Consider the following 3255-nt stretch of genomic DNA (forward strand, 5'->3'; position numbering starts at 1 on the left):
AGTGACGGTACTTGCAGAAAAAGCGCCGGCTAACTACGTGCCAGCAGCCGCGGTAATACGTAGGGCGCAAGCGTTATCCGGAATTATTGGGCGTAAAGAGCTCGTAGGCGGTTTGTCGCGTCTGCTGTGAAATCCCGAGGCTCAACCTCGGGCCTGCAGTGGGTACGGGCAGACTAGAGTGCGGTAGGGGAGATTGGAATTCCTGGTGTAGCGGTGGAATGCGCAGATATCAGGAGGAACACCGATGGCGAAGGCAGATCTCTGGGCCGTAACTGACGCTGAGGAGCGAAAGGGTGGGGAGCAAACAGGCTTAGATACCCTGGTAGTCCACCCCGTAAACGTTGGGAACTAGTTGTGGGGTCCTTTCCACGGATTCCGTGACGCAGCTAACGCATTAAGTTCCCCGCCTGGGGAGTACGGCCGCAAGGCTAAAACTCAAAGGAATTGACGGGGACCCGCACAAGCGGCGGAGCATGCGGATTAATTCGATGCAACGCGAAGAACCTTACCAAGGCTTGACATACACGAGAACACCCTAGAAATAGGGGACTCTTTGGACACTCGTGAACAGGTGGTGCATGGTTGTCGTCAGCTCGTGTCGTGAGATGTTGGGTTAAGTCCCGCAACGAGCGCAACCCTCGTTCTATGTTGCCAGCACGTAATGGTGGGAACTCATGGGATACTGCCGGGGTCAACTCGGAGGAAGGTGGGGATGACGTCAAATCATCATGCCCCTTATGTCTTGGGCTTCACGCATGCTACAATGGCCGGTACAAAGGGCTGCAATACCGTGAGGTGGAGCGAATCCCAAAAAGCCGGTCCCAGTTCGGATTGAGGTCTGCAACTCGACCTCATGAAGTCGGAGTCGCTAGTAATCGCAGATCAGCAACGCTGCGGTGAATACGTTCCCGGGTCTTGTACACACCGCCCGTCAAGTCATGAAAGTCGGTAACACCTGAAGCCGGTGGCCCAACCCTTGTGGAGGGAGCCGTCGAAGGTGGGATCGGTAATTAGGACTAAGTCGTAACAAGGTAGCCGTACCGGAAGGTGCGGCTGGATCACCTCCTTTCTAAGGAGCACCTCAACCCGCAAGGGTTGCAGGAACCTCAGTAGAGCGAATGTCTCTGCGGGGGCTCATGGGTGGAACATTTGACATGGCATCAGCGCAGCTGATTCCTACTAGTACGCCGCGTCCTTTCGGGGGTGTGGTTGGAGGGTGGGGGTTGGTGAGCGGGGTGCCTGCACGCTGTTGGGTCCTGAGGGACCGGACGCCGTTTCTTGCCTCTTCGGGGGTGGGGGAGGGTGACTGACTCTCTGGGCTTTTCTTGCTGCCGGCTGTGTGCTGGTGGGTGGGGGAAGTGCCGCCCGTACTTTGAGAACTACACAGTGGACGCGAGCATCTTTGCAAGATGACCTCTTCGGGGGTTGTTTTGTGTTGATGATCTTAAAGATCATTAGTCAATTTCTGATCGCATGCCTTCGGGTGTGTGGTCGAGTTTTTGATTCTCATGTTTTCAAGTCTTTAAGAGCAAACGGTGGATGCCTTGGCATCTGGAGCCGAAGAAGGACGTAGCAATCTGCGATAAGCCTCGGGGAACTGATAAGCAAGTTTTGATCCGAGGGTGTCCGAATGGGGAAACCCCGCTGGGCGGCGTGCCGACCTAGTGACTCCCGCCTGAATATATAGGGCGGGTAGAGGGAACGTGGGGAAGTGAAACATCTCAGTACCCACAGGAAGAGAAAACAACCGTGATTCCGTGAGTAGTGGCGAGCGAAATCGGATCAGGCTAAACCTCATGTGTGTGAGAGCCGGCAGGCGTTGCATGTGGGGGGTTGCGGGACGTTCCTGATCATTCTGCCGAGTGGTCGACGTGACAGAAGCGTATAGACGAACCGTCTTGAAAGGCGGGCCAGAGTGGGTGCCAGCCCCGTAGTCGAAATGCGTGTTCTGGCGTGGAGCGTATCCCAAGTAGCACGGGGCCCGAGAAATCCCGTGTGAATCTGTCAGGACCACCTGATAAGCCTAAATACTCCCAGATGACCGATAGCGGACAAGTACCGTGAGGGAAAGGTGAAAAGTACCCCGGGAGGGGAGTGAAATAGTACCTGAAACCGTTTGCTTACAAACCGTTGGAGCACCCCTGGTAGGTGTGACAGCGTGCCTTTTGAAGAATGAGCCTGCGAGTTAGCGATATGTGGCGAGGTTAACCCGGGTGGGGTAGCCGTAGCGAAAGCGAGTCTGAATAGGGCGATTCAGTCGCATGTCCTAGACCCGAAGCGAAGTGATCTATCCATGGCCAGGCTGAAGCGACGGTAAGACGTCGTGGAGGGCCGAACCCACTTAGGTTGAAAACTGAGGGGATGAGCTGTGGATAGGGGTGAAAGGCCAATCAAACTTCGTGATAGCTGGTTCTCTCCGAAATGCATTTAGGTGCAGCGTTGCGTGTTTCTTGCCGGAGGTAGAGCTACTGGATGGCCGATGGGCCCTACAAGGTTACTGACGTCAGCCAAACTCCGAATGCCGGTAAGTGAGAGCGCAGCAGTGAGACTGTGGGGGATAAGCTTCATAGTCGAGAGGGAAACAACCCAGACCACCATCTAAGGTCCCTAAGCGCGTGCTAAGTGGGAAAGGATGTGGAGTTGCTTAGACAACCAGGAGGTTGGCTTAGAAGCAGCCACCCTTGAAAGAGTGCGTAATAGCTCACTGGTCAAGTGATTCCGCGCCGACAATGTAACGGGGCTCAAGCACGCCACCGAAGTTGTGGCATTGACATTATTGGTAGGCCTTCGTGGTCCAGCCGTGTTGATGGGTAGGAGAGCGTCGTGTGGCGAGTGAAGCGGCGGGGTGACCCAGCCGTGGACGCTACACGAGTGAGAATGCAGGCATGAGTAGCGAAAGACGTGTGAGAAACACGTCCTCCGAAAGACCAAGGGTTCCAGGGTCAAGCTAATCTTCCCTGGGTAAGTCGGGACCTAAGGCGAGGCCGACAGGCGTAGTCGATGGACAACGGGTTGATATTCCCGTACCGGCGAAGAACCGCCCAAACTAACCCAGTAGTGCTAAGTATCTGAATCCCCATGACCGGATCCTTCGGGTGATGGCGTGGGGCCTAGCGTACGACCCCATTCTGGTGCGGTTAGCGTATTAACAGGTGTGACGCAGGAAGGTAGCCCATCCCGGGCGATGGTTGTCCCGGGGCAAGTGCGTAGGCCGAGTCATAGGCAAATCCGTGACTCGTACAGGCTGAGACACGA

General features: G+C 55.6%; 2 rRNA genes. Both read left to right on the top strand.

The features are described from left to right. Nucleotides 1-1069: ribosomal RNA gene (locus tag ACLBXX_RS20625) — 16S ribosomal RNA — on the top strand; the annotation flags it as partial. 443 nt (nucleotides 1070-1512) lie between these two features. Then, nucleotides 1513-3255: ribosomal RNA gene (locus tag ACLBXX_RS20630) — 23S ribosomal RNA — on the top strand; the annotation flags it as partial.

The sequence above is a fragment of the Microbacterium sp. C23T genome, assembly GCF_053345975.1.